The organism is Caballeronia udeis (genome assembly GCF_044909315.1).
GTDB lineage: Bacteria > Pseudomonadota > Gammaproteobacteria > Burkholderiales > Burkholderiaceae > Caballeronia > Caballeronia udeis_A.
On record NZ_JBIYEB010000006.1, the window covers coordinates 202,210 to 228,746 of the forward strand.

The window sequence follows — 26,537 nt, forward strand, 5'->3', positions numbered from 1 at the left end:
CCTTATTTACTCGATGCCGAACCTATAATCGGCGCCGCCCTGTGAGGGCGGTACGCGCAATCACGCAAGTAAGGAAAAGGCAATTCAATGAGCATCAATGTTATTCAGCTGGTACAGAGCGCTTTGACTGAAAGCGTGTTGCAACAACTCGCTACAAAACTGGGCGTCGCCCCCGAAGCGGCGAAGCGCGTGGTCGGCATGATCGCCCCTGCGCTGGTCGGGTCGTTGATGAACAAAGCCGCATCGCCTGAAGGCGCGCGCAGTTTGTTCGCTTCCATCATGTCGCCGGATTCGAACGCCAATATTGTCGAGATGCTGCCGCAACTCGTCCACGGCGACGGCCTGCAGTCGTTGCTCGCGTCGGGTATGCGGCTCGCGAGCGGCGTGGCGTCGGAAGAGCGCGTGAACGCGCTGAGCAACGCGGTGGCAGCGAAGAGCGGCGTATCGGTTGGCGCCACGCATGCATTGGGCGGCATCGTCACGACCGCACTGTTCGGCGTGCTAAAGCATTATTTCTCGAAGTCCGACGGCAACGTTGGCCAGTTGCCCACGCTGCTCGGCCATCAATTGCCGATGGTGAAGGCAAGCATGACCGAAGACATCGCCAGCGCGCTGGGCCTGGGCGGTGCGACCCGTTTCCTGTCCGGCGTTGCCGCGCAGATGAAAGCGGTGTCGTCGCATCTTGAACACCCCTCGACGGTTGGTGCATCGGCTGCCGTCAACTCTTCGCTCGACAAGATCGTGATGGAACAGAAGGCTGGATCGAAGAAATGGTGGTGGCTGGCTGTAGCTGCCGCACTTGCTTTGCTGGCGTTGCTGTTCGGACGTAGCTGCGGCAACCAGACACCGCTCGCACCGGCACCCGCCGCGACTCCTGCTGCAGCGTCCGCCGCAGCGCCGGTGGTGACATCGACTCCGGTGGTTGCCGCTGAAGCGGCTTCGGAACCCGCTCCGGCTTCGGCGCCCACTGCCGCGCCCGCACCGACCAAGGCCGCACTGCTGACGTTCACCGTCGACAAGCTCGGCGCCCCCACTATTCGCGCAACGGTCGGCAGCGAGGAAGAGAAGACTCAACTGCTCGCCGCACTGACGGCGAAGTTCGGCGCGGATCGTCTGAATGCGGCCATCGCCGTCGATCCCGACACCAGGCCGGCCAGCTGGCTCGACAAGCTCGACGGCCTGTTGTCGCTGATGCAACTGCCAGGCGCGGAAGCCAGGTTGTCGGGCGAGAAGATCGAGTTGAGCGGGTCGGCTGCAGATGTCCGCAACGGCTGGATGGACAAGCTGAAGTCCTTGTTCGGCGCTGGTTTCACCATCGCACCTTCGACGTCAAGCAAGCGGTTGAAAGCGCGAAGGAATCGTTCATGAGCGCGTTTTCGTCGTTGAGCGACGATTGTTCCGCCGTCGATGTCGCCAAGGTCCTGAATCTGCAAGTCATCAATTTCCGCACGGGTTCCGACGTGCCGCCGCAAGACGCGCAACTGGCGTTGGCGAAATCGGCACAAGTGCTGAAGGCGTGCGAGGCGAAGGGCAAGACCGTGAAGCTGAACGTGGGTGGTTACTCCGACAATGTCGGCCCGGCGAGCACGAATCTGGCGTTGTCGAAGAAGCGGGCGGAAGCAGTGCGCGCGTTCCTCGTGAAGCATGGCGTACCGGCTGAATCGCTGACGGCGCAAGGTTTCGGCGATGAGCACCCGATCGCGGACAACTCGACGGCCAGCGGCCGTTTCGCGAACCGCCGGATCGACTTTGCCGTGCAGGAATGATCGACTGACCAGACGCCGCCGAGGGTAGAAATCGGCGTAGCGACTAAAAACTGAAACCCCCTGTCCCGCGCGAGCGGGACAGGGGGTTTTTGTTCATGGCGTGGCGCTTGATATTACTGCCTTGCTATCTCGGCGCAGCATTGCGCACGCGTGCCGGAAATCGTTCAGCCGGGCCTTGCAGGAAGTCATCGCCGAGATTGGCCGGAAGGGTTTGCCGCACGACCTCGAGCCACGCGCGCGCGGCATTGGACAGATAACCGTTACGCCGCCAGCCCACGGCCATATCCCAATGAATTTCCGGCGCGACGACCGGGCGGCAGGTGAACGCGTTGACATCGAGCCGCCGGCAATACGGCGCGGGCAGCAATGCAATACCGACGCCCGCCTGCACCAGCGCCGCCATGAAATCCCAGTGGCCGCTGCGCCCGACAATAGTTGGCGTGAACCCCGCTTCGCTGCAGGCGGTAAGCACGAGATCAGACAACGCCAGGCTTTCGCCATAGAACACGAACGGCTCCGGCGCGAGATCGGCAAGCCGCACGTCCACCGCGGCGTCCCAGCGCGAGCCTTTTGGCGCGACGAGCCAGAGCAACTGGCGGCTGATCGGCAGCACGTCGAACGTGGCGAGATCGACGGGTTGCAGCACACCGCCCAGTTCCAGTTCGCCGTCGATCAGCGCCGCCTCGATCGCCTTCGAGCCACGCTCGAACAGTTTCAGCTCCACCTTCGGATAGCGCTTCTTGAAGGTGGCAATGGCCGGCGTGAACAGCGATCCGCCCATTGGCGGAATGCCGATAGTCAGCGTGCCGCGCCCGAGTTTGCCGAGATCGTTGAGTTCGGCTTCAAGTTGCGCGTGCGCCGCGAGCACTTCCAGTCCGCGCTGATAGACGATCTGGCCGGCGTCGGTGAGCACCATCTGGCGGCTTTCGCGCAGCAGCAGCGGCGAACCGATTTCGTCCTCTAGCGACTTCACCATCTTGCTGATGGTCGGCTGCGTGACGAACATTTTCTCCGCCGCAGCCGTGAAGCTTTTCTGCTTCACGACCTCAACAAAATACCGCAGCGATCGTAATTCCATACATATCCCTTGAATTCCAGATTGGAATGCATTTGATAAGTTTAAGTCATTTTTATTATGCTGCGTCGCACGCTATATTCGCCTTCAGGTTAACCCTTATCAATCAGCAGAAAGGTGTGCCATGTCCCTTCCCACCAATGTCTTGCGCGCATCGGCGCTTCCGGCCGCCGCTGAGTCAAGCGGCGCGTTCGGGCGGTTTGTGCGCATTGCGCTGCAGAGCGCCGGACTTGCTGCGATCTGGCTGCTCGCTGACTTCGTGGTGCGCGCTTTCCACCTGCCTGTGCCGGGTGGTGTAGTCGGACTGCTGACCTTGCTCGCGCTGCTGTTCTGCGGTGGCGTTGCGCCGCGCTGGGTCAAGGCGGGCGCGGACTGGCTGCTCTCCGACATGCTGCTGTTCTTTATCCCCGCCGCGGTTGCGGCCGTCCAATACGGTGGTTTGTTCCGGGAGGACGGCTGGCGGCTGGCGCTGGTCGTGGTGTTCGGCACGCTGATGGTGATGGTCGCCGTGGCATTTGCCGTGGAACAGGCTTCGAAGCTCGAACGCCGGCTGGAATTGCGCCGCATAACGGCTGCGCGCCACGCTGCCCGCGCCTGACGGTTGCCGCTAGTTTTCCGCTATCGCGATGACCCCTCTCTACGACTTCCTATTCGCCGATGCCGCCGCGCGTCCGATCGCGGCGGGTTGTTTCGTGCTGACGGTGGTGTTGTATTTCGTGTCGAAGCGCCTTTATGCGCGTTTCCCGCTCCCGTGGCTCACGCCGATGCTGACCGTTCCGGTCGCGCTGGTCGCGATGGTGCTGTGCGCGCGCATTCCGTACCCCGTTTATTTCGCCGATACACGCTGGCTCATGTGGCTGCTCGGGCCCGCTACCGTTGCGTTCGCCGTGCCGATTTTTGAATATCGGCAATTGTTGAGAAAGCATTGGTTGTCGCTATCGGTGGGCGTGACGGTCGGGATCCTGGTGGCTGTCGGCGGTTCGCTGATACTGGCGAAATTGCTGCATTTGTCGCCGGAATTGCAGCGCAGCCTCGCCACCCGATCGGTATCGACACCCTTTGCGCTCGCCGTCTCCGACAAGCTTCATGCGCCGAAGGATCTCACCGCGTTGTTCGTGATCGCGACGGGCGTGGTCGGCATGCTGTTTGGTGAAATCGTGCTGGCGTTCGTGCCCTTGAGATCTCGCCTGGCCCGCGGTGCGTTGTTCGGCGCGGCGGCGCATGGCGTAGGCACGGCGAAAGCGCGCGAACTCGGCAGTGAAGAGGGCGTAGTCGCCAGCCTGACGATGATGATCGCCGGCGTGATCATGGTGTTATTGGCGCCGGCATTGGCATTTTTGCCGTTCTAAGGCGTGCGGAATTCCGTCCGCGCCTGGGGATTTTGCTGCGGGCGCGGGTAAAACAAAGCCCGCACTCAAACGCGCTCCCTCCATCCCAATTTGCTACAATCCCAACTCGCTTCGAGGAGCGTTGCGACGGCTTTCATCTACGAAGGCCGCCAGGCTCGAAGCATTCAATCGGACGGAGTGACCGGCGCTTTCAGACCAGTAAGCGCTTGTTGAACCACCGCATCGAACGGCGCTCACGTCAAATTTCTATATTTCCATTAGAAAGGAGGGCGTGATGAACGCCGCAGTTCTCGATTCAAATACCAACAAAGATTTCGTTGTCGCCGATATGTCTCTTGCTGCCTGGGGCCGCAAGGAACTGAATATTGCTGAAACGGAAATGCCCGGCCTCATGCAAACGCGTGAGGAATACAAGGTATCGCAGCCGCTGAAGGGCGCGCGTATCGCGGGTTCGCTGCATATGACCATCCAGACCGGCGTGCTGATCGAAACGCTGACCGCGCTTGGCGCGGACGTCCGCTGGGCATCGTGCAACATCTTCTCGACGCAGGATCACGCTGCCTCGGCTATTGCACAGGGCGGCGTACCGGTGTTCGCATTCAAGGGCGAATCGCTCGACGAATACTGGGAATTTTCCCACCGCATCTTCGAATGGCCGAACGGCGAATTCGCCAACATGATCCTCGACGACGGCGGCGACGCCACGTTGCTGCTGATCCTTGGCTCGAAGGCTGAAAAGGACCGCTCGGTCATTGCCAAGCCGGAAAACGAAGAAGAAATCGCGCTGTACAAGTCGATTGCCGCTCACCTCGACATCGACCCGGCGTGGTACTCCAAGCGCCTCGCGCACATCCAGGGCGTGACGGAAGAGACCACCACCGGCGTGCATCGTCTGTATCAGATGGAAAAGGAAGGGCGCCTGCCGTTCCCGGCCATCAACGTGAACGACTCGGTCACGAAGTCGAAGTTCGACAACCTGTACGGCTGCCGTGAATCGCTGGTGGACGGCATCAAGCGCGCCACCGACGTCATGATCGCCGGCAAGATCGCGGTCGTCGCAGGTTACGGCGACGTGGGCAAGGGCTGCGCGCAATCGCTGCGCGGTCTGGGCGCAACGGTGTGGGTCACGGAAATCGACCCGATCTGCGCACTGCAGGCGGCCATGGAAGGTTACCGCGTGGTCACCATGGAATATGCCGCCGACAAGGCCGACATTTTCGTGACCGCAACGGGCAATTTCCACGTGATCGGCCATGACCATATGAAGGCGATGCGCAACAACGCTATCGTCTGCAATATCGGACACTTCGACTCGGAAATCGACGTTGCCTCCACGCGCCAGTACACGTGGGAAAACATCAAGCCGCAAGTCGATCACATCATTTTCCCCGACGGCAAGCGCATCATCCTGCTGGCTGAAGGCCGCCTGGTGAACCTGGGTTGCGCGACGGGTCACCCGTCGTTCGTGATGTCGGCTTCGTTCACCAACCAGACGATCGCGCAGATCGAATTGTTCGTGCACGGCGACAAGTACGAAAACAAGGTCTACGTGTTGCCCAAGCACCTTGATGAAAAGGTCGCGCGTCTGCATCTGGGCCGTATTGGTGCTGAACTGACCGTGCTGTCGGACTATCAGGCCAGCTATATCAGCGTGGACAAGATGGGTCCGTTCAAGCCGAACCACTACCGTTATTGATCGCGGTTTAGTCTCAAGGCGTGCGTGGGTTTGACCAAACCCACGCACGCGCCCCTTCCCCAAGTACCAGGAGACTATCGATGTCCGTGCTGCTGACCTGGCTGATCAACGCGCTTGCGCTGCTGATCATCACTTACCTCGTGCCGTCGATTCACATTCGCAGTTTCGGCACCGCGCTGATCGTCGCGATCGTGCTCGGGCTGATCAATACGTTTCTGCGTCCGTTGCTGGTGCTGCTTACGCTGCCGGTGACCATTCTCACGCTCGGGTTGTTCATCCTCGTGGTGAATGCGCTGTGTTTCTGGCTGTGCGCTTCGTTGCTGAAAGGCTTCGAGGTATCGGGTTTCTGGTCGGCTTTCTTCGGCTCGATTCTGTACAGCATCGTGTCCTGGCTGCTGTCCGCGCTGATCCTCGGTCAGCGCAACTTCTAAGAACGCGAATGCCTTCGCGCGCGCGTTCAACTCCTCCCATGAAACCGATCGAACTCTCATTCGAGTTTTTCCCGCCGAAAACGCAGGAAGGAATCGAGAAATTGCGCGCAACCGGCGCGCAGCTCAAGATGCTCAACCCGAAGTTCGTCTCCGTGACGTTCGGTGCGGGCGGTTCCACGCAGCAAGGCACGCTCGACACTGTCGTCGAGATGATGAAGCAGGGACTCGAAGCGGCACCGCATTTGTCGTGCATCGGGTCGTCGAAGGAGAGTCTGCGGGCCATTCTCGGCGCGTATCGTGAGCATGGCATTCGTCACATTGTCGCGTTGCGTGGCGACTTGCCTTCGGGCATGGGCGAAGTCGGCGAGTTGCGGTATGCGTCGGAACTGGTTGGCTTCATCCGGGCCGAGCACGGCGACTGGTTCAACATTGAAGTCGCGGCGTATCCGGAATATCACCCGCAGGCGCGTTCGCCCAAGTCCGATATGGACAACTTCGTGCGCAAGGTGCAGGCCGGCGCGAACTCGGCGATCACGCAGTACTTCTTTAACGCGGACGCCTATTTCCGTTTCGTCGATGACGCCCGCAAGCTCGGTGTCGACGTTCCAATCGTGCCGGGCATCATGCCCATCACGAACTTCTCGCAGCTGATGCGTTTCTCCGAGATGTGCGGTGCGGAAGTGCCGAAGTGGATTGCCCGCCGCCTGGAAAGCTATGGCGACGACAAAGAAGCTATTCGCGCGTTCGGGCTGGATGTCGTGACCGGTTTGTGCGAACGGCTGGTGAAGGAAGGCGCGCCGGGGCTGCATTTTTATACGCTGAACGGCGCGGCCGCGAGCAAGACGATTTGCGAGCGCCTGGTTTTGCCTAAAGCCTGATGTTTATGTATTACCCGCGCGGCGTTCGCCGCGCGGTTCCCTCCCGTTTTTCGTATTTCGCCTCTCAGTGTTTAATCACCTTGAAACATTGTGCATAACGAAACATGATGCACTCATGTTTTCTGCGCGCAACAATCCGGGTCATTAACTTATATTTACATTTCTTTCGTGCTACGGTAGCGCCCGAATTCGCCGTGGTGCGAGGGTTTTCCGACAAAGCGTGAATCCATGAAAAACGCGCCGAATCGGCCAAAAACCCCGATAACTCGAAGAAGTTAAGCGAAAACGCGGCCTTTTCAACTTTGTGGCCTGGCTTGCCGGACACACGTGCTGACGCTATTTCCCATAGGGAATTTCGTCGCCTTGTTCCCCCCGGCAAAGCTCAGTAATATCGCGCTACGCTGGTTTTAGCCGGCACCGATCCTGGAGGAAACATGAAGAAAATTGGCCTGTTACGAGCCGCTCGTTTATCGATGGCATTAAGCGCCGCCATCGCGGCATCGCTCGTAACCGCGAGCGTCGCTCAAGCAGCACCCATTCCCAACAAAACGCTCGTCTACTGCTCAGAAGGCAGCCCGGCCGGTTTCGATCCCGCGCAATACACGACGGGCACCGATTTCACTGCAAACACCTTCACGGTCTACAACCGCCTAGTGGAATTCGAGCGCGGCGGCACGAAAGTAGAACCCGGTCTCGCGGAAAAGTGGGATGTATCGCCTGATGGCCTGACCTACACGTTCCATCTGCGCCATGGCGTGAAGTTCCAGACCACGTCGTTCTTCAAGCCGACGCGCGAGTTCAACGCCGACGACGTGCTGTTCACGTTCAACCGCATGCTCGACCCGAACCAGCCGTTCCGCAAGGCTTACCCGGCGTCGTTTCCGTACTTCACGGACATGGGCCTGGACAAGCTGATCACGAAGGTCGAAGCAGTCGACCCGTACACGGTGAAGTTCACGCTGAAGGAAGTCAACGCACCGTTTATCCAGAACATGGCGATGGAATATGCATCCATCCAGTCGGATGAATACGCTCAGCAACTGTTGAAAGCGGGCAAGGCTTCGGACATCAACCAGCAGCCGGTTGGCACTGGCCCGTTTATTTTCCGCAGCTACACGAAAGACGCGACCATCCGTTTCGACGGCAATCCTGATTACTGGAAGCCGGGCGCAGTCAAGATCTCGAAGCTGATCTTCTCGATCACGCCGGATGCCGCCGTGCGCGTGCAGAAGCTCAAGAACAACGAATGCCAGGTGATGGCCTATCCGCGCCCGGCTGACATTGCACCGCTGAAGGCCGACACGAACCTCGACACGCCGTCGCAACCGGGCTTCAACGAAGGTTACGTGGCATACAACACGACCAAGAAGAACATCGATAACGTCGATGTACGCCGCGCGCTGGACATGGCGATCAACAAGAAGGCGATCATTGAGTCAGTGTATCAAGGCGCAGGTCAGGCCGCGATTGCACCGATTCCGCCAACCGAATGGTCCTACGACAAGAACCTGAAGGTTCAGCCGTACGACACCGCAGCGGCCAAGGCGCTGCTCGCGAAGGCAGGTTTCCCGAACGGTTTCGAAATGAACCTGTGGGCCATGCCGGTACAGCGTCCGTACAACCCGAACGCACGTCTGATGGCCGAAATGATCCAGGCCGACTGGGCGAAGATCGGCGTGAAGGCAAATATTGTGTCGTATGAGTGGGGCGAGTACATCAAGCGCGGCCACGCTGGCGAACACGACGCCATGCTGATTGGCTGGACGGGCGACAACGGCGATCCGGATAACTGGCTCGGCACGCTGCTGGGTTGCGAAGCGGTCAACGGCAGCAACTTCTCGCACTGGTGCTACAAGCCGTTCAACGACCTGGTGATCAAGGGCCGCAATACGTCCGACCAGGCGCAGCGCACGCAGGCTTATACGCAAGCGCAGCAAATCTTCGCTGATCAACTGCCGTTCTCGCCGATCGCTCACTCCACGGTGTATCAGCCGACGAGCAAGAAGGTGATCGGCATGAAGATCGAGCCGCTGGGTTACCTGCGTTTCGACGGCGTTGGCGTGCAGTAAGCTGGTAGCGGTACGCTTCATGCACTAAAACTAAAATTAGTCGAAAAGGTCCGGCGACAAGGGTCACAAGCCCGCGTCGCCGGTCGCATTTTTCCTCCCCAAAGAGACGAACCATGTTCCGATTCGTTTTGCGGCGCATAGGCATGGTGATCCCGACGTTCATCGGCATCACGATCCTGGCGTTCGCGTTAATCCACCTGATCCCGGGCGATCCTATCGAAGTCATGATGGGCGAGCGCGGCGTGGACCCGGCAATGCATGCCGAAGCAATGAAGCGGCTCGGGCTTGACCTGCCGCTACCTGTTCAATATCTCCACTATGTCGGACACGCGCTGAAAGGCGATCTCGGCATGTCGATCATCACCAATACCAGCGTGATGGGCGAATTCCTGGCGCGCTTTCCGGCCACGCTCGAACTCGCGATCTGCGCGATGATCTTCGCGCTGGTGATCGGATTGCCGGCCGGCGTGGCCGCCGCGTTGAAGCGCGGCACGGTCGTCGATCATGGCGTGATGGGCACCGCGCTTACCGGTTACTCCATGCCGATCTTCTGGTGGGGTTTGATCCTCATCATGTTCTTTTCGGCGAAGCTGGGATGGACGCCGGTTTCCGGGCGTATAGCCGTGGAATACGACATTCCGCACCGCACCGGCTTCATGCTGTGGGACGCACTCTTTTCCGACGATGAAGGCGCGTTCAAGTCCGCCGTCAGCCATCTGATCTTGCCGACCATTGTGCTGGGCACCATTCCGCTTGCCGTGATCGCGCGGATGACACGCTCGTCCATGCTCGAAGTGTTGCGCGAGGATTACATCCGCACGGCACGAGCCAAAGGACTCGCGCCGGGACGCGTGGTGGTCGTGCATGCGCTGCGTAACGCGCTGATTCCGGTGGTGACCGTGATCGGTCTGCAGGTCGGTACGCTGCTCGCCGGCGCCGTGCTTACCGAGACGTTGTTCTCGTGGCCGGGCGTGGGCAAATGGCTCATCGATGCCATCAGCCGCCGCGATTATCCCGTCGTGCAGGGCGGGATTTTGATGATCGCTACGCTCGTCATTCTTGTGAATCTGGTCGTCGACTTGTTGTACGGCGTGCTGAATCCGCGCATTCGCCACACGAGGTAAGCCAATGGCCGATATCCCAAACATTCCCCAGACATTGACCCGTGTCCCGAGTGGCCGATTCCTCGCCGCGCGCGAGTTCTGGGCCAATTTCTCTCGCAATCGCGGCGCGGTGGCGGCCGGCGCGATCGTGCTGGTCCTGGTGTTCATCGCCATCTTTGCGCCGTTGATCGCTCCGCATAGTCCGATCGAGCAATATCGCGACAACGTCAAGATCCCGCCCGCGTGGCTCGACGGCGGCAACTGGCGCTTCGTTCTAGGTACCGACGAAGCCGGCCGCGACATCCTCTCCCGTCTGATGTACGGCGCGCGGCTGTCGTTCTGGATCGGCTTTGTGTCGGTGGTGCTGGCGTTGATTCCGGGCATCGTGCTCGGGTTGATCGCGGCGTTTTTCCAGAAATGGCTCGACACGCCGATCATGCGCATCATGGACGTGCTGCTCGCGCTGCCTTCGCTGCTGCTGGCGGTCGCGGTGGTTGCGATCATCGGCCCCGGGCTGATGAACACCATGCTCGCCATCGCGATTGTCGCGTTGCCGGGTTATGTGCGTTTGACGCGCGCCGCGGCGCTCGGTGAATTGCAGCGCGAATACGTGACGGCGTCGCGCGTGGCCGGAGCCGGCACCGTGCGCCTGATGTTCTCGCAAGTGCTGCCGAACTGCGCCGCACCGCTGATCGTGCAGGCAACGCTCGGTTTTTCATCGGCCATTCTGGATGCCGCCGCGCTCGGTTTTCTCGGCCTCGGCGTGCAACCGCCTGCGGCGGAGTGGGGCGCCATGCTCGCGTCGGCGCGTGATTACATCGAAAGTGCGTGGTGGATCGTGACCATGCCCGGGCTTTCCATTCTGATTTCGGTCCTGGTGATCAACCTGCTCGGCGACGGGCTGCGCGATGCACTCGATCCCAAACTCAAACGGATGGCGTGATATGGACGATCTCCTAACCATCCGCAATCTCGCCGTGAGCTTCAACGGGCTCCCGGCGGTTGATCGAATCGATATGTCCGTCAAACCCGGCGAAGTGGTCGGCGTTGTCGGCGAATCGGGTTCCGGCAAAAGCGTCACGATGATGGCGCTCATGGGCCTGATCGATGCACCCGGCATTGTCACCGCCGACCAGGTCACGTTCAACGGCGTCGACTTGCAGAAGGCGTCGGCGCGGCAACGCAGGAAGATCATTGGCAAGGACATTGCCATGGTCTTCCAGGACGCGTTGTCCAGCCTGAACCCGAGCTACACCGTCGGGTATCAGATCAAGGAAGTCTTGAAGCTTCACGAAGGGCTGAGAGGCGCGAAGCTGCAGCAACGCGCGCTGGAATTGCTCGATCAGGTGGGGATTCCCGACGCGAAGAGCCGTATCGACGCCTTCCCGCACCAGATGTCCGGCGGCATGAACCAGCGCGTGATGATCGCGATGGCGGTGGCGTGCAATCCGAAACTGCTGATTGCCGACGAACCCACCACCGCGCTCGACGTGACCATCCAGGCGCAGATCATGGAGTTGCTGGTCAAGCTGCAAAAGGAACGCGGCATGGCGCTCGTGCTGATTTCGCACGATCTCGCGGTCGTGTCCGAAGTCGCGCAGCGCGTGGCCGTGATGTACGCGGGCGAGATTATCGAAACGAATCATGTGCCGACCATCTTCAGCGAGCCGCATCATCCGTACACGGAAGCGTTGCTCGCGGCCATTCCCGAACATAGCCGCGGCGCCGAGCGTCTCGCGGCGTTGCCGGGCATGGTGCCGGGCCGCGACGACCGTCCGGCCGGATGTTTGTTCGCCCCCCGCTGCAGCTACGCCGTCGACGATTGCCGCAAGGCGCGGCCGGCGCTCTTTCAACTCGCCCCGAACGATCCGGCAGTGCGCGCACGCTGTATCAAGCCGCTGAACATGGAACTCGTGGCAGAACACGGAGGCGCGCGATGAATGCCGTTCCTGAGACTTTCGCTAAAGACACCGTCCTGGTCGCCGATAAACTGGCCAGGTACTACAGCGTCAAGCGCAGCATGTTCCAGCAGGGCACCGTGAAGGCGTTGAACGGCGTGTCGTTCTCGCTCGAGCGGGGCAAGACGCTTGCCGTGGTGGGTGAATCCGGCTGCGGCAAATCGACGCTGGCGCGTCAGTTGACGATGATCGAAGCGCCTACGTCCGGGCGTTTGCTGATCGACGGTGAAGACGTGGCGAACGCGAGCCGGGCGAAGGTGGCCGACTTGCGGCAGCGCGTGCAGATGGTGTTCCAGAACCCGTTCGCGTCGCTCAATCCGCGCAAGACCGTCGAGCAGACGCTGGGCGAACCGCTCGCGATCAACACCAAGCTGTCGCCCGGCGAGCGCGCCGAGCGTATCGCCCACATGATGCGCACGGTCGGGCTTCGGCCTGAACACGCGGCGCGGTATCCGCACATGTTCTCGGGCGGGCAGCGCCAGCGGGTTGCTATCGCGCGTGCGATGATTCTGGATCCGCAGATCCTGGTGGCCGATGAACCCGTGTCCGCGCTGGATGTGTCCATCCAGGCGCAGATCCTGAACCTGTTCATGGATCTGCAGCAGCAGTTCGGGACGAGCTATGTGTTCATCTCGCACAACTTGTCGGTGGTGGAACATATCGCCGATGACGTCATGGTGATGTATTTTGGCGGTGTAGCCGAACTTGGCGACAAAGCAACGATCTACGCACGGCCGCGCCATCCGTACACGCGCGCGCTGATGTCGGCGACGCCTGCCTTGTTCGAAGAAGACCGGCGCATCAAGATCCGGCTGCAGGGCGAAATGCCTTCGCCGCTGAACCCTCCATCAGGTTGCACATTTCATCAGCGCTGTCCGTATGCAATCGATAAATGCCGCGTGGAAGAACCGGCGCTGCGTTTCGTCGATGGGCGGCACGTGTCATGTCACCGCGCCGAGGAAGTCGGGGAGATCGATGCCTGAAGCGCAGACGGCGCGGCAGGTTGCGCGCCGTTTTGCTGCGGGTTTTGCTCTTGTAGCGGCAGCGATCCTGGCTGTTTTTTGCCTCTCGCCGCGCCTGGCTTTCGCGGTGACCGGCGCGCGCTCGCCGCCGGGCGCCGCGACGCCGCCCACATCCTCTGCTTCGTTGCCCGGCTCATTGCCGGGTTTAAGTGTTCCGCCTGCGCGTCCGGCTCCTCCCGATGTAGACCGTTCCGACGGGACCACCGCCAGTGGTCCGGTGCAGGCGCAGCCCGCGCATATGCCGTTCTACGTCGCGACCAAAGGCCAGGTCACCATCTATGTGCTTGGCACGCTGCACGTGGGTTATGCCGACGACTATCCCGCCAGCCAGCCGTTCCGCAAGCCGATTCTCGGCGCGCTCGATGCATCGCCCACTCTTGCGCTGGAAATCTCCCCCGATGACCTGGTGGTTTCGGCCGACGAAGTCAGCAAATACGGCGCATGCCGGACGCCGTGCCTGCCGCGGTATCTGCCCGATGCGCTGTGGAAAAAGCTGGAAACACGCATGCACGGCAACCCCGCCATGCTCGACGATATCAGCCGGTCGCGGCCATGGCTGGCGTCGATGCTGGTCGAAACGGTCGATACATTGAAGGCCGGATTCCAGACCGAGTTCGGTACGGAAACGCAATTGCAGAACGTGTATTTGCGGCCTCGCGGGCGGGTGGTCGGACTGGAGACGCTCAATGAGCAGATCTCCACGTTCACACGGCTCACGCAGGCGCAGCAACGGGAAATGCTTGGGCAGGATCTGGTGCAGACGCCGGCGGAGAATATCGCCGATGTGAAGGAGTTGCACCGCTTATGGCGGATTGGCGACGCCGATGCGCTCAAGGCCTGGGACGACGCCAAGACGGAGAAACTGGCGCGATCGAGGCAGCTTGCCAGGCAGATCGATAACCGCGTGGTGGTCGACCGTAACTATCGGTTCGCGGCGCGAGTGGTGGCGATGGCCGCGCCGAACAAGCCGGTGTTCATGGCTATCGGCGCGTTGCATCTTGGCGGGAGCAGAGGCGTGCTGGCGTTGCTTAGAAAGCGTGGATTCGTGGTGGATCCGGCTTGAACCCACGCCCTTGCATTACAGGAACATCAGCCAGTTCAACAAGAAGATATTCACCACCAGCAACGACAGCGCCGTCGGAATCTGGACTTTGATCACCGCGTTTTTATCCGGTAATTCCAGCAGCGCGGCGGGCACGATGTTGAAGTTCGCGGCCATTGGCGTCATGAGCGTGCCGCAGTAACCGCAGAACATGCCGATCGCGACCATCGTGGCGGGGTTGCCGTGGAACACGCCGACCAGGATCGGCACGCCTACGCCGCCCGTCATCACCGGGAAGGCCGCGAAGCCGTTGCCCATGACCATTGTGAAGAGCGCCATGCCGACGCAATACACGGCGACCGCGACGAGCCGGTAATCCAGGTTCACGTAGGCCGTTGTCACGTGCGCAACCGCCTTGCCCACGCCCGCGTCCGAGAACACCAAGCCGAGCATGCCCAGCATTTGCGGAAGCACGGCGGCCCATGAAAGCGCGTCCACCAGGCGGCGCGTTTCTTTCATCGATTGCCCGACGGTATCGCGTGTCATCACGCAAGCCACGCCCAGCGCGACGATACAGCCAATGCCAAAACCCATCAGCGTGATGTTCTTCGGATCAAGCAGCGGCTTGCCGCCGAACACCAGGTAACTCGCTCCCAGGGTGAGGACAACCGTCACCACGGGAATGGTCAGCGCCGGCACGAACAGCTTGTTGCCAAGACGCATGGCGCTTTGGTGGCGCGCTTCGTCGGAGAGCATTTTCGGCTTGCCCGCCGTGACGCCGCCAAAGCCCGCTATCAGCGCCATGACGACAACCAGCACGCCGACCACATTGGCCGGCAGCCAGTCCCCGATCAAGAAAATCAGCGCATACACGAGCCAGAACGTCCCGGCGGTGAGGCGGCGCGGATGCCTCTTGTCGACGTAGATCATGCCGGCGACAACCACCAGCACAATGCCCAGCAGATAGAACAGATAGTTGAGCGTGACGGTCATGCGGTTTCTCCGCGAACGTTTTTGGTGAGCGCGCCGAGTTCGCGATTCAGCCGTCGATCGAGCAGCCACAAGCGGAAGCCGTGAATCAGGAACGCGCAGATCGCGGTGGGAATACCCCAGACGGCAACGTGCAGCGGTTCGACCACAATCCCCGCTTCCTTCAGGAAGGTCGTCATCAATACAATCGCGCCGAACGCGACGAAGATGTCTTCGCCGAAGAACAGGCCGACGTTATCGGTCGCAGCGGAATAGGCGCGCAGCTTGAAGCGGGTTTCATCGGAGAGCTTGCCGAAGCGTGCTTCAGCCGCACCTTCCGCCATGGGCGCGAGCAGCGGCCGGACCATTTGCGGATGTCCGCCGAGACCGGTCAGCCCGACTGCCGCCGTCAACTCGCGAATCAGCAAATAGACAATCAGCAGACGGCCCACCGTCGCCGCTTTGATGCCCGAAATCCAGATTTGCGCGCGTTCACGCAGGCCGTGCCGTTCCAGCAAACCGACCACGGCCAGCGGCAGGAAGATGATGAGCGGGATGTTGCGCGTCTTGAGAAAGCCCGTGCCGATCGCGGTGAAGATGCGGTCGATGGGGAAGTGCGCCGCCAGGCCGGTGATGATGGCGGCGGTCGCCACGATCAGCATCGGATTGAAGCGCAGGATAAAGCCCACGATGATGACGGCCACACCTATCAGTGGCCATAGGTTGACAGCGGTTCCCATAAGATCTCCAGGTGATCGGGTAATGCCCCGGTAAGGGCTTCTTCCGCCACTGGACGAACCACTTGCTTCGAGCGGGCCGTTCCGTTGGCTTGATAAAACGGCTCTACGGCCGCTTACGAAAACGCCCCGCCAATACGCGAGGCATTCAGGTTCCTTCAGGCGTCAAATCGACTCGCTGCATGAGCTATATGATCTACGTGCCCTGCGTGACATAGAGCAGGCAGCGAGTCAGGGAGTGCGTCGGCCATTCGGCCAATGTCAAAAACGCTAACGGCCCGTCATCAAACCTCGGCCGCATGCGCCGCGCGAACTTCAATGCCCGCCGTTTCGAGCGCGCGGCGAATGCGCCTGGCGAAAGCGAGCGCATGCGCTCCGTCGCCGTGAAGACAAACGGTCTGCGCATTGATCGGCACCCATTCCCCGCTGACCGCCTGGACGCGGTGTTCGGTTGCCATCGCCAGCGTACGGGTGAGCACGGCTTCCTCGTCATCGAGCAACGCGCCGGGGTCCTTGCGCGGGACCAGCGATCCATCCGCCCGATATCCGCGGTCCGCAAACACCTCTTCGATAGCCACCAGGTTCGCCTTGCGCGTGGCATCGACGAGATTGCTGTTCGCCAGCCCGAACACGAGCAACGACGGATCGAAGTCGCGAATCGCGGCGACGATCGCCTCGGCAATTTCCGGATTCTTCGCGGCCTGGTTATAGAGCGCCCCGTGCGGCTTCACGTGCGACATGCGGCCGCCCTCAGCCTTCACGATCGCGGCCAGCGCGCCCAGTTGATACAACACGCCCGCGTAAATCTCCGACGCAGGAAGATCCATTTCCTTGCGGCCGAAATTCTCGGGATCGTTGAAGCTCGGATGCGCGCCAATGGCAACGCTCTTTGCGACAGCCCAGCGCACGCAATCGCGCATGGCGCTCGCCCCGCCGGCATGCCAGCCGCAGGCAATATTCGCGGAGCTCACCAGATCGAGCAGTGCTTCATCAGAGCCGCAGCCCTCGCCAAGATCGGCGTTCAGATCGATTTCCATCTTCGTTTCCTGTTCACTTACCGGTCGAGGCGTTCCGCGTGCATCGCGATAGCCGATTCGACCTGTTTCACATACATGCGCTCTTCCGCCAGCGCGTGACGCGCGGCTTCCACCGTTGTTTCGATAAAGCGCACACCGCTGTTGAGCCGCGCTTGCGCGAGCTTCCACAGGTCGGCCCTGATCACCGAGCCTATTTTTGGATATCCGCCCGTGGTCTGGGCATCGCCCATCAGCACGATCGGCTGACCGTTCGGGGGGACCTGAATCGTGCCGGGCAACACGGCGTGGGACAAAAGATCGGCTTTATCGCCGCGTTCCAGCACGGTGCCGGCCAGCCGGAAACCCATGCGGTTGCTGTTCGGCGTGATCGTCCATTCTTCGTTCCAGAAGTCGCGTTGGGCGGTCTGCGTGAAGGTCTCGTATTCGGGACCGCGCAGTACGCGGATGGGCAGCGACCACGCATTTCCCGGCGTGTGTTTGCCGCGGCGCACCGGTTCTTCCACGTACACGAACTTGCACCACGCGGGCGCTTTCACGCCAAAGGCCGTTCCCGCCGATGAAAACACCGCGCTCTTGTTCGGCTGCGGGACGCCTGTAGCCAAACGGTCGCCGTCGCGCAACGCCCGGCCGCCGAGACCGCCAAAAGATGCGCCGAGGTCGGTGCTGCGGGAACCGAGCATGGGCAGCACGTCGATACCGCCCGCCACGCAGACGTAACCGCGCATGCCGTGCCGCGCGCCGCGCAGCGTCAATTCCTGGCCGGCCTGGACCGGCAGGCTCCACCATGAGTAGACGGGTTTGTCGTCCAGCGTCGCAGCGAAATCCGTGCCCGTGACCGCCACGCGCGTGGCGCGGGTGAAGCGCAGCGTGGTGGGGCCGAGCGTCAGTTCGATACCGGCCGCGTCCGGCTTGTTCCCGACGATCCGGTTGCCGATTTCCAGCGACAACGCGTCGAGTGCGCCGCCTGAACTGACGCCCAGGTGCCGGTACCCCGTGCGGCCGAGATCCTGCACGGAGGAGAGCATGCCGGCGCGAATGACGTCGATCATGCGAGCACCTCCAGCGCGGTAAAACGCACGTGGTCACCGGGCTGCATGAGTGTGGGCGGGTTGCGGGCGGGATCGAAGAGCTTGAGATCCGTGCGTCCCAGCAGTTGCCAGCCGCCCGGCGACACCGCCGGATAAATACCCGTCTGCTCCCCGCCGATACCCACCGACCCGGCCGGCACTTCCAGCCGCGGTGCGGGATGACGGGACGCGTGCAGTGTGGGATCGAGGCCACCGAGGTAAGCAAAGCCCGGCTGAAAACCGAGGAAAAACACGATGTAATCGGCTTGAGTGTGGCGCTTCACGAGTTCATCGACGCTCAGGTCCAACTGCTTCGCGAGCGACACGAGATCGGGGCCGTCAGCGCCGCCGTAGTGCACGGGAATTTCGATTTCGGCGCTGCCCGCGTCGACTTCAGCCGCTTCTTCCCACGCGGTTTTCATTTGTTGCGCGAGGCCGGTGGAGTCGGCCTGGAGGGGATCGAAGACAAGCGTGAGATTGTTCATGCCAGGCACGACTTCCACGACATGCGGCCACAGGCGCGCCGCGTCGGCCAGCGCCCACATTCGGCGCTGGCATTCGAGCGTGGCGGGCGGCGGCGCAACACATACAAGCGCGGTGTCGCCAAGCGGGTGAATTTTGGGTGGTGTCATGCTGGGTTTTGCCGGTAATCGAGCACGCGCTTGAACGAAAGGCAAAAGCAAGCCGTCTCGACGCTAGCTCGGGAATGTACATTGTCAATAATTTATCAACAAATTATCAATAAGAATTTCGGCGCAACAGTGAATTTCGTTCAATACGCTACACTCGCCGACATATTGTTCCGTCCAGATATCCATGCCCCGTCATCCGACCAAGATCGTTTCGTCCGAGCATCTCGTCTCTGAAACGAGCGCCGAGCTGTCCGAGTTCGAGTACGGCCTGATCATGGCCAGCAATGCATTCAACCGCTGGATGGTTCGATGCATGTCGGCGGCGGGCGCTAAGGACATGACCGCGGTGGAAGTATCGCTGCTGCATCATGTAAGCCATCGTGACCGGAAGAAAAAGATTGCCGATATCTGCTTTGTTCTCAATATAGAGGACACGCACGTTGCCAGCTATGCCATTAAGAAGCTGATGGCGCGGGGATATGTGAAGAGTGAAAAAGTGGGCAAGGAAGTGTTCTTTTCCGCAACGCCGGCGGGGCGGGAGTTGTGCGGGAAGTACCGGGAGGTGCGGGAAAGTTGTTTGATCAGCACGTTGAAGGAGAGCGGGCTGACCAATGAGCAGATAGGCGAGGCGGCGCAATTGCTGCGAAATGCCTCCGGTCTCTACGATACGGCGGCGAGGGCCGCAGCTTCGCTATAGGTTTTTCGTTTGCACGGCTGCAAACGCTCAATAAACCGCTGACTCCGTCACAATTGCCCCGAGAGGCAAATCAAACTCCCCCCTCGGCAAGGCATCACACTTCGCGGATTCAAAAGCCACTCCAATTGCCGCCGGCGCCGGGCCCCCAGGCCAATTCGCCAGCGTCCGATCGTAATATCCGCCGCCGTATCCCAGCCGATACCGATCAGCATCAAAACCCACGCAAGGGATGACAAGCAAGTCCGGCACGACCACCCGCTCCTCCGCCGGCACGGGAATGCCGTATCGCCCCTTCTTCATCGCCATGCCTGGCCACCACGCATGAAAAACCAGCGGTGCCCTCGGCGCAACCACCACCGGTAATGCCGCCTTCCGCGATGCGTCCAGCGCGAGCCAGACAGTCAGCACATCACGTGCGTCGAACTCCCCGGCCACCGGCCAATAAAAGCCAATGCACGATGCCTCGGAAAAGTGTGCGATCACTTCCATCAAACGTCGCGCCAAGGCTTCGCCGCGCGCTCCCTGATCGGCCCGAGCGCCTTGCGCCTCGCGGCTTTCAAGGAGGTTCGCACGCAGCGCGCTTTTGGTTTCCAGCAGAGGGTTGCGTGCTATGCTTTGCATCACTTCGCGCTCCAGAAATAACAATGTCAAAACGTCTCAAAAGAGTATATATCGCAGCCTCAATCGCGCTCGCTGCGATCACGCTGATCGGATGCAGTACCGCCTCCGCCGTGCGCCCGACGGCTGACTATTCGCTCTCGCCCGACGACCGTATCTTCATCCAGTTACGCGAAGCCGCGCGCACGAATGACGCCGGCCGCGCTGTGCAACTCGCGGCGCAAATTCCGAACTATCCGGCGCCGGGTTATGTCGATTACTTCACCATTAAGCCGCAACTGTTCGACTCGCAAGGACACGCGCGAGTAGACGCACCCGACGAACCGGTTCTCGCGTTCCTGCAGCGTTACGACGGTCAGGCTATTGCCGACCGCATGCGCAACGACTATCTGACCGTGCTCGGCGCACGCCACGACTGGCGCAATTTCCTCGATCAATACTCACGCTTCGTGCTGAACGACGACACGCAGGTGAAATGCTACGCGCTCGAAGCGCGGGCAGCGCGCGGAGAAAATGTCGCGGACGCCGCGCGCGCTTTGCTCGTCGATCCAAAATGGTATGGCGATGGTTGCGTGGACCTGATCAATGCGCTGGCCGTCTCGCAGCAATTCACGTCGGACGACGTGTGGCAGCAGATCCGCCTTGCCTACGAGCAGAACTATACGAACACCGGCAGCAAGATCGCGGACGCGCTCGGCCAGCAACGCCCGGATCAAAGCGTCTTCGACAGCGCCGCCAGCACCCCGCCGCTGTATCTCGCACGCGGCGTAGGTCGTGACACCTCGTCGCATCAACTGGCGCTCGTCGCCATCACGCGCATGGCGCGTAACGATCCAGCCATGGCAGCGGCAACGTTCAGCTCGGTGGCACCTTCGTTGACACCAACGGAACGCGCTGTGGGCTGGGGCACGATCGGGTATCAGGCTGCCGCGAAGCGCATGCCGAGTGCGGTGGACTGGTATCGGCTTTCGGTGAATGCGCCGTTGTCGAATCCCGCCTATGAATGGCGCACGCGCAGCGCGCTGCTCGCCGGCGACTGGACCATGGTACGCTGGTCGATCGAACAAATGCCGCCCACGCTGCGCAACCAGCCGGCATGGATCTACTGGCACGCACGCTCACTGAAGCAAGCGGGCGACACCGCCACCGCCAATCAGGAATTCACGAGCATCGCGGATCAGTTCAACTTCTACGGCCAGTTGGCGTCTGAAGAGCTCGGCCAGAAAATCACGGTGCCGCCGCGCACGGAAGTCACCAACGCTGAAATTGCCGACGCCGCGACGGTGCCGGGTTTTGCGCTGTCGCAGAAGTTCTACGCAATGAACCTCCGGCTCGAAGGCAACCGCGAATGGAACTGGCCGCTGCGAACCATGACGGATCGGCAATTGATCGCGGCAGCGCAGTATGCAAAGCGGATCGAGTTGTTCGACCGTGCAGTGAACACCGCGGACAAGACCAAGACCGAACACGATTTCTCGTTGCGGTATCTCTCGCCGTATCGTGATGTGGTCGAGCGTGAGTCGAAGAACACCGGACTCGACGTCGAATGGGCGTATGGCCTGATTCGCCAGGAATCGCGTTTCATCATCAACGCGCAGTCGGAAGTGGGTGCGGGCGGCCTGATGCAGTTGATGCCCGGCACCGCGCAACTCGTGGCGAAGAAGATCGGCCTGGGACCCATATCGCGTGCACAGATGAACGACCTCGACACGAACATCCTGCTCGGCACGAATTATCTGGCCATGGTCTATAACCAGTTCGACGATTCCGCCGTCCTCGCCACCGCCGGCTACAACGCCGGCCCGGGACGCCCGACGCAATGGCGCTCCACGCTGAGCGCACCGGTAGAGGGCGCGATTTTTGCTGAAACCATTCCGTTCAACGAAACCCGCGATTACGTCAAGAACGTGCTCTCGAACACCGTGTATTATGCGGCGCTGTTCGAAGGCCGTCCGCAATCGCTGAAAGCGCGGCTCGGTTATATCGCGCCGTAAGCGGCCTGCAACAAGACTCGCCGCGCGTTTCGCTTTCCGGTTAATGCGGTCAGTCGAAAGCCACGCGCGGCGCCGCCGCCCTGACGCTTTCGCGGACCGCCACTTACAGAGGCGAACATGCGACATCAAACCATTGCGTTGATCGGCGGATCGGGGTTTATCGGCAGTCATCTGGTGAACGCGCTTGTCGAGCTTGGCAAGAATGTGCGCATAGCCACGCGGCGTCGTGAGAACGCCGCGCACCTGACGCTGCTGCCCGTGGATGTGATCGAAACCAATGCCTACGATCCCGCCCAGCTGGCGGCCTTCGTCTCCCAAGCCGACGCAGTCATCAATCTGGTCGGCATCCTGCAAGGCAAGCGCGGAGATCCCTACGGCCCGCAGTTCGCCAAGGCTCACGTCGAGTTGCCTAACAAGATCGTGGCTGCGTGTCAGGCGAAGGGCGTGCGGCGCTTGATCCATGTGAGCGCGCTTGGCGCGGATCCGAAAGGGCCGAGCATGTATCTGCGTTCGAAAGGCGACGGCGAAAAAGCCGTGCGTGAATCCAATCTCGCCACCACGATCTTTCGCCCATCCGTGGTGTTCGGTCCCGAAGACAACTTCCTGAACCAGTTCGCGTTTCTCGAACGGATCTTCCCGGTGATTCCGCTGGCGTCTTCGCAGGCATTGATCCAGCCGATTTTCGTCGGCGATGTAGCCAAGGCAATTGCCACCGTGCTCGACCTGGATGCCGCCGCCGGCCGTGTGTATGAGCTTGCCGGACCGAAGGTGTACACGCTGGAAGAGCTGGTCCGCTTCAGCGGTGCGGCGATCGGCAAGCACGCGAGGATCATCCGCTTGCCCGATATGCTTGGCCGCCTCCAGGCCATGTCGTTTGAACTTGCGCCCGGCGAACCCATGATGTCGCGCGATAATCTCGATTCCCTGAAAACGCCCGCGGTGGCAAGCGGGCCGATGGCGCCGGAACTGGGTATTGAACCGGCGAGCATTGAAGCCATTGCGCCGATGTACCTCACGGGTTCGTCGTCGCGTTCACGCTTCAATACGTTTCGCGCGTCTGCCGGACGTTGAACGCGGTGTTCCTTAAGCAGTGCCTTAACGTTAGATATTTGCGATGAAACTCATTATTGGTGACAAGAATGTATCGTCGTGGTCCATGCGGCCGTGGCTCGTGCTCAAGCACTTTGGCATTCCGTTCGATGAGGTAATGATTCGCCTCGCGCGCCCGGATTCGTCGGCGAATATCCTCGTGCATTCGCCGTCGGGAAAGGTGCCTTGCCTCGTGACCGATGCTGGCGACGCCGTGTGGGAATCGGTTGCGATCATGGAGACGCTGGCCGAGTTGTTCCCGCAGCACGCCATGTGGCCACGCGATGCCGCAGCGCGTGCGCACGCCCGCAGCATCAGTGCGGAAATGCACGCGGGTTTTGCGGATCTGCGCGAACAGATGTCGATGAATATCCAGCGCCAGACGTTCGGTCTGGAACTCACTGCGGGCGCGTTGGCGAACGTGAAGCGGATCGACCTGATCTGGCGCAATTGCCTTGACGCGCACGGTGGCCCGTTCCTGTTCGGCAAGGAATTCGGCATTGCCGACGCGATGTTCGCGCCAGTCGTCATGCGCTTCAATTCCTACGCGCCCAAGCTGAGCGAAACGGCGCTCGCTTATGCCGCCCGCATCACGGCGCTGCCTGTCGTGGCGAAATGGATCGAAGGCGCACGGAACGAGCGATGAACATCTACGCCGTGGGCGGTGCGATCCGCGATGACATGCTCGGCCTGCCGGTTCAGGACCGCGATTACGTCGTGGTCGGCGCCACGCCCGAGCAGATGAGCGCGCAAGGTTTCAAGCCGGTGGGCAAGGATTTCCCGGTGTTTTTGCATCCGCAAACGCACGAGGAATATGCGCTCGCGCGGACCGAGCGGAAGACATCGGCGGGATATCACGGGTTTCAGTTTTTCTACGCGCCCGACGTCACGCTGGAAGAAGATCTCGCGCGCCGCGATCTGACCGTGAACGCGATGGCGCGCGAAGTGCGGCCGGACGGCGAGTTGAGCGGACCGGTGATCGACCCGTTCAATGGCCGCGCCGATCTGGAAGCGCGTGTGTTCCGGCATGTGGGTGAAGCGTTTATCGAAGATCCGGTGCGGATTCTGCGCATCGCGCGGTTTGCTGCGCGTTTCGCTGATTTCACCATTGCCGAGGAGACGCTCGCGCTGATGAAACGCATGGTCGCCGACGGCGAAGTCGATGCGCTTGTGCCCGAGCGTGTATGGCAGGAAGTCTCGCGTGGCTTGATGGAGAAGACGCCGTCGCGGATGTTCGAGGTGCTGCGCGAATGCGGCGCGCTCGTACGGATTTTGCCGGAGGTGGATTCGCTCTGGGGCGTGCCGCAACGCGCCGACTATCATCCGGAAGTCGATACCGGCGTGCACGTAATGATGGTCCTGGATTACGCGGCGGCGCACGGCTATGCGTTGCCGGTTCGCTTCGCCGCGCTGACGCACGATCTTGGCAAGGCGACCACGCCCGGCGATATCCTGCCGCGTCACATCGGCCATGAAATGCGCAGCGTCGATCTGCTAAAGCCGTTGTGCGAGCGCTTGCGCGTGCCGAACGAATGTCGTGATCTCGCGCTGCTGGTGGCGCGTGAGCACGGCAATATTCATCGGGTGATGGAGTTTGGGGCGGCGGCGCTGGTGCGTTTGTTCGAGCGTTGCGACGCGCTGCGCAAGCCCGCGCGTTTTGCGGAAGCGCTGCAAGCCTGTGTCTCCGATGCACGCGGCCGGCTCGGTTTGAGCCAGCAACCGTATCCGCAGGCCGAGCGCTTGCGTGATGCGCTGGTGGCGGCGCGTTCAGTCGATGCCGGCGCCGTCGCGCAGCAGTACGCGAACGAGCCGGGGAAGATCAAGGACGCGGTTCATGCGGCGCGCGTAGCGGCGGTGGAGGGGGTGCTTCAGCTTTGATTCAGATTTAAAGCACTCGCGCCAGCAACGACAGCACGACCGACAGCAAGATGGTCGACATGAACGGGAACGGATATTCCCGTCCGAACAGGCGTAGCGTGAAATCGCCGGGTAACTTGCCAATGCCGAGTTTTTTCATCCACGGCAAACATGCCGAGAGAATCGACAAGGCAATAAACGTGGTGAGTACCCAGCGGATCATGATTTCATAAGGTATGTGAGCGGTCGCCGGACGAGAACGCGGCCAGCGTGTCGTCGATACCCCGCGAAAACGCGATCACCTTGAACAACTCGCCCATTTCCGCCTCCGACAACAGCTTCTGAACCGCATTCGCCGCGGGCAGAAAGCGCCGGACATCGCTCGGATCGAGATCGGAAAGCGCATCGGTAATGCCGGCGTTCATCAGGAAACGCGCCTGCGACGTAAAGCCGAGCAGGTCGGCGCCCGCCTCCGTGCCCGCTTCCGCAATCCCCGAAAACTCCACGTGCGCCGTGATGTCCTGCAGCCCGGGATACAAGAACGGATCGCCGTGCGCCCGGTGCCGGTAATGGCACATGAGCGTGCCTTGCGCGCGCTGGGCGTGATAAAACTCACGCCGCGGAAAGCCGTAATCGATGAAAAACGCCGCGCCGCGCGTGAGCATCGTGCAAATGGTGCGCGTGAAAGCCAGCGCCGCTTCGTGCGTTTCGCTCAGGTATTCGACGAAGGGCTCGTCGTTGACTTCATCGATGGTGGCATCGATTTCGGCCAGCAGCGGGTCGTCCAGCGCGGCCAGCAAGGGTTTGTCGTCGAAGGTGAAACGGTTGTCCGTCCACGACACGCCACGTTCATGCCACACGCCCAGTTTGCGTACGACCAGGCGCACGGGCATGGCATCCAGCACTTCGTTGCCGATCACCACGCCTTCGAAATGCTCCGGCAAAGCGCTAAGCCATTTCACCTTCGATGCCAGCTCGGGCGCGTCGGCTTCAATCGTCGCCCGTTGGCGTTCCTGCAATTCCCCCGACAAATCCACGATCGCGTAGCTGTCGAAGGGGACATCCAGCGCCTGAAGCGCGTTCAGCAAGCCGGCGGCGAGCTTGCCTGTGCCTGCGCCGAACTCCATCAGATTGCGCGTGCCGCTGTCGCGCAACGCCTGAGCGACCGGCCGCGCGAGCGTGGCCGAGAACAATGGCGACATTTCCGGGGCGGTGACAAAGTCGCTGCCGTCGTCGCCGCGTTTGCCGAATTTCATCGCGCCGCCGCTGTAATAGCCGAGGCCGGGCGCGTAAAGCGCGAGTTCCATATACCGGCTGAACGGCAGCCAGCCGCCCGCCGACGCGATTTCCGCGCGAATGCGTTCTGTCAGCAACTCGGACTGCGCGAGCGCGTCGGGGCCGGGAGCAGGTAAACTGTCGGATTCGTGAGCTTTTGGATTCATTCCGGCATT

Annotated in this window: 27 protein-coding genes and 1 riboswitch; of the genes, 18 read left to right on the plus strand and 9 right to left on the minus strand. The window is 61.2% G+C overall.

The window, feature by feature from the left end; genetic code table 11:
* Window positions 1–87 precede the first annotated feature (87 nt).
* Window positions 88–1,368, plus strand: a complete 1,281-nt coding sequence (locus ABH944_RS12630; protein ID WP_404606265.1) for a DUF937 domain-containing protein — start codon at window positions 88–90, stop codon at window positions 1,366–1,368.
* On the plus strand, window positions 1,365–1,766 hold the full coding sequence (locus ABH944_RS12635) for an OmpA family protein (protein WP_404606266.1): 402 nt from the start codon (window positions 1,365–1,367) through the stop codon (window positions 1,764–1,766). Before ABH944_RS12630 ends, ABH944_RS12635 begins: the two co-directional genes overlap by 4 nt.
* A 124-nt stretch (window positions 1,767–1,890) precedes the next feature.
* On the opposite strand, the gene ABH944_RS12640 is transcribed toward ABH944_RS12635, so the two are convergent.
* Complete coding sequence (locus tag ABH944_RS12640; protein WP_404606267.1) at window positions 1,891–2,844, minus strand: LysR family transcriptional regulator; 954 nt, start codon at window positions 2,842–2,844, stop codon at window positions 1,891–1,893.
* Window positions 2,845–2,965: 121 nt separating this feature from the next.
* Here ABH944_RS12640 and ABH944_RS12645 point away from each other — a divergent pair, with 121 nt between their 5' ends.
* From ABH944_RS12645 to ABH944_RS12695, 11 genes are all read left to right on the plus strand, one after another.
* Window positions 2,966–3,439: a CidA/LrgA family protein gene (locus ABH944_RS12645; RefSeq protein ID WP_404606269.1), complete on the plus strand. Its 474-nt coding sequence runs from the start codon at window positions 2,966–2,968 to the stop codon at window positions 3,437–3,439.
* A 28-nt stretch (window positions 3,440–3,467) separates the two neighbouring features.
* Window positions 3,468–4,190, plus strand: a complete 723-nt coding sequence (locus tag ABH944_RS12650; protein WP_404606270.1) for an LrgB family protein — start codon at window positions 3,468–3,470, stop codon at window positions 4,188–4,190.
* A gap of 107 nt (window positions 4,191–4,297) precedes the next feature.
* A riboswitch (S-adenosyl-L-homocysteine riboswitch) is annotated at window positions 4,298–4,432 on the plus strand.
* A gap of 32 nt (window positions 4,433–4,464) precedes the next feature.
* Entirely contained in the window at window positions 4,465–5,886 is a 1,422-nt protein-coding gene (gene ahcY / locus ABH944_RS12655; RefSeq protein ID WP_062084857.1) for an adenosylhomocysteinase, read from the plus strand.
* A gap of 80 nt (window positions 5,887–5,966) precedes the next feature.
* Entirely contained in the window at window positions 5,967–6,317 is a 351-nt protein-coding gene (locus ABH944_RS12660; RefSeq protein WP_031364155.1) for a phage holin family protein, read from the plus strand.
* Window positions 6,318–6,355: 38 nt separating this feature from the next.
* Window positions 6,356–7,195 carry a methylenetetrahydrofolate reductase [NAD(P)H] gene (gene metF / locus ABH944_RS12665; RefSeq protein ID WP_404606272.1) on the plus strand — a complete coding sequence of 280 codons (840 nt, stop codon included), beginning with the start codon at window positions 6,356–6,358 and terminating at the stop codon, window positions 7,193–7,195.
* Between the two features lie 434 nt (window positions 7,196–7,629).
* On the plus strand, window positions 7,630–9,264 hold the full coding sequence (locus tag ABH944_RS12670; protein WP_404606274.1) for an ABC transporter substrate-binding protein: 1,635 nt from the start codon (window positions 7,630–7,632) through the stop codon (window positions 9,262–9,264).
* Between the two features lie 113 nt (window positions 9,265–9,377).
* Window positions 9,378–10,388, plus strand: a complete 1,011-nt coding sequence (locus ABH944_RS12675; protein WP_404606275.1) for an ABC transporter permease subunit — start codon at window positions 9,378–9,380, stop codon at window positions 10,386–10,388.
* Between the two features lie 4 nt (window positions 10,389–10,392).
* Window positions 10,393–11,310 carry an ABC transporter permease subunit gene (locus ABH944_RS12680; RefSeq protein WP_404606277.1) on the plus strand — a complete coding sequence of 306 codons (918 nt, stop codon included), beginning with the start codon at window positions 10,393–10,395 and terminating at the stop codon, window positions 11,308–11,310.
* A 1-nt stretch (window position 11,311) separates the two neighbouring features.
* Window positions 11,312–12,307, plus strand: coding sequence for an ABC transporter ATP-binding protein (locus tag ABH944_RS12685; RefSeq protein WP_404606279.1), 996 nt, complete (start codon window positions 11,312–11,314; stop codon window positions 12,305–12,307).
* Window positions 12,304–13,308, plus strand: coding sequence for a peptide ABC transporter ATP-binding protein (locus ABH944_RS12690; protein WP_062084851.1), 1,005 nt, complete (start codon window positions 12,304–12,306; stop codon window positions 13,306–13,308). The genes ABH944_RS12685 and ABH944_RS12690 overlap by 4 nt, the downstream gene beginning before the upstream one ends.
* Window positions 13,301–14,410: a TraB/GumN family protein gene (locus ABH944_RS12695; protein WP_404606280.1), complete on the plus strand. Its 1,110-nt coding sequence runs from the start codon at window positions 13,301–13,303 to the stop codon at window positions 14,408–14,410. The genes ABH944_RS12690 and ABH944_RS12695 overlap by 8 nt, the downstream gene beginning before the upstream one ends.
* Window positions 14,411–14,425: 15 nt before the next feature.
* On the opposite strand, the gene ABH944_RS12700 is transcribed toward ABH944_RS12695, so the two are convergent.
* From ABH944_RS12700 to pxpB, 5 genes are all read right to left on the minus strand, one after another.
* A complete protein-coding gene (locus ABH944_RS12700) occupies window positions 14,426–15,382 on the minus strand; it encodes a DUF979 domain-containing protein (RefSeq protein ID WP_404606282.1) in 957 nt (318 codons plus the stop codon).
* Window positions 15,379–16,098 (minus strand): DUF969 domain-containing protein, encoded by a 720-nt coding sequence (locus ABH944_RS12705; RefSeq protein ID WP_404606284.1) that lies wholly within the window; start codon window positions 16,096–16,098, stop codon window positions 15,379–15,381. Before ABH944_RS12705 ends, ABH944_RS12700 begins: the two co-directional genes overlap by 4 nt.
* Before the next feature lie 281 nt (window positions 16,099–16,379).
* A complete protein-coding gene (gene pxpA / locus ABH944_RS12710) occupies window positions 16,380–17,132 on the minus strand; it encodes a 5-oxoprolinase subunit PxpA (RefSeq protein ID WP_404606285.1) in 753 nt (250 codons plus the stop codon).
* 17 nt (window positions 17,133–17,149) lie between these two features.
* Window positions 17,150–18,181, minus strand: coding sequence for a 5-oxoprolinase subunit C family protein (locus ABH944_RS12715; protein WP_404606287.1), 1,032 nt, complete (start codon window positions 18,179–18,181; stop codon window positions 17,150–17,152).
* On the minus strand, window positions 18,178–18,831 hold the full coding sequence (gene pxpB / locus ABH944_RS12720) for a 5-oxoprolinase subunit PxpB (protein ID WP_404606289.1): 654 nt from the start codon (window positions 18,829–18,831) through the stop codon (window positions 18,178–18,180). Before pxpB ends, ABH944_RS12715 begins: the two co-directional genes overlap by 4 nt.
* Before the next feature lie 184 nt (window positions 18,832–19,015).
* Here pxpB and ABH944_RS12725 point away from each other — a divergent pair, with 184 nt between their 5' ends.
* Complete coding sequence (locus tag ABH944_RS12725) at window positions 19,016–19,528, plus strand: winged helix DNA-binding protein (RefSeq protein ID WP_062084844.1); 513 nt, start codon at window positions 19,016–19,018, stop codon at window positions 19,526–19,528.
* A 27-nt stretch (window positions 19,529–19,555) separates the two neighbouring features.
* Here the strand turns inward: ABH944_RS12725 and ABH944_RS12730 are convergent, their stop codons facing one another.
* Window positions 19,556–20,149 carry a 5-formyltetrahydrofolate cyclo-ligase gene (locus ABH944_RS12730; RefSeq protein WP_404606291.1) on the minus strand — a complete coding sequence of 198 codons (594 nt, stop codon included), beginning with the start codon at window positions 20,147–20,149 and terminating at the stop codon, window positions 19,556–19,558.
* Window positions 20,150–20,172: 23 nt separating this feature from the next.
* On the opposite strand from ABH944_RS12730, the gene ABH944_RS12735 reads away from it, so the two are divergent.
* The 4 genes from ABH944_RS12735 (at window position 20,173) to ABH944_RS12750 (ending at window position 25,107) form a co-directional block, all read left to right on the plus strand.
* Entirely contained in the window at window positions 20,173–22,140 is a 1,968-nt protein-coding gene (locus tag ABH944_RS12735; protein ID WP_404606292.1) for a lytic transglycosylase domain-containing protein, read from the plus strand.
* A 117-nt stretch (window positions 22,141–22,257) separates the two neighbouring features.
* Window positions 22,258–23,211 (plus strand): complex I NDUFA9 subunit family protein, encoded by a 954-nt coding sequence (locus ABH944_RS12740; protein ID WP_404606294.1) that lies wholly within the window; start codon window positions 22,258–22,260, stop codon window positions 23,209–23,211.
* A gap of 43 nt (window positions 23,212–23,254) precedes the next feature.
* Window positions 23,255–23,875 carry a glutathione S-transferase family protein gene (locus ABH944_RS12745; RefSeq protein WP_404606296.1) on the plus strand — a complete coding sequence of 207 codons (621 nt, stop codon included), beginning with the start codon at window positions 23,255–23,257 and terminating at the stop codon, window positions 23,873–23,875.
* Window positions 23,872–25,107 carry a multifunctional CCA addition/repair protein gene (locus ABH944_RS12750; protein WP_404606298.1) on the plus strand — a complete coding sequence of 412 codons (1,236 nt, stop codon included), beginning with the start codon at window positions 23,872–23,874 and terminating at the stop codon, window positions 25,105–25,107. The genes ABH944_RS12745 and ABH944_RS12750 overlap by 4 nt, the downstream gene beginning before the upstream one ends.
* A 7-nt stretch (window positions 25,108–25,114) precedes the next feature.
* Here the strand turns inward: ABH944_RS12750 and ABH944_RS12755 are convergent, their stop codons facing one another.
* Both ABH944_RS12755 and ABH944_RS12760 read right to left on the minus strand, forming a co-directional pair.
* Window positions 25,115–25,309, minus strand: coding sequence for a DUF2905 domain-containing protein (locus tag ABH944_RS12755; RefSeq protein ID WP_404606299.1), 195 nt, complete (start codon window positions 25,307–25,309; stop codon window positions 25,115–25,117).
* 4 nt (window positions 25,310–25,313) lie between these two features.
* On the minus strand, window positions 25,314–26,528 hold the full coding sequence (locus ABH944_RS12760; RefSeq protein WP_404606300.1) for a class I SAM-dependent methyltransferase: 1,215 nt from the start codon (window positions 26,526–26,528) through the stop codon (window positions 25,314–25,316).
* Window positions 26,529–26,537: the final 9 nt, after the last annotated feature.